At 72.1% G+C, this 333-nt stretch carries 1 pseudogene; it reads left to right on the forward strand.

The features are described 5' to 3' along the window. Window positions 1–333 (forward strand): annotated as a pseudogene (locus DBR34_RS23390) (type 1 glutamine amidotransferase domain-containing protein); the annotation flags it as partial.

Below are 333 nucleotides of genomic sequence, written 5' to 3' on the forward strand. Positions count from 1 at the left end.
GCCGCGCTGGCCGAGGTGCGGCTCGGCGATGGCAGCCGGCTGGTGGACGGGCGGGCGATGACCGGGTTCACCGAGGAGGAGGAAGCGCTCTTCGGCAAACGCTGGGCGGCCACGTTCGCCTTCCAGCTCGAACCGGCACTGCGTGCACGCGGCGCGCGCTGGCAGGAGGCTCCGTTGATGATGCCCAAGGTGGTGGTGGATGGACGCCTGGTGACCGGACAGAACCCCTACTCCACCCCTGCGCTGGCCGATGCCTTCGTGCGTGCCAGCGGTCGCGTGCCGGTGGCGCGTACCGCGTGGCGCGACGAGCGCAGCATGGCGCTGGTGGAGCGG

The sequence above is a fragment of the Stenotrophomonas sp. HMWF003 genome (assembly GCF_003061285.1).
Classification (GTDB): domain Bacteria; phylum Pseudomonadota; class Gammaproteobacteria; order Xanthomonadales; family Xanthomonadaceae; genus Stenotrophomonas; species Stenotrophomonas maltophilia_AP.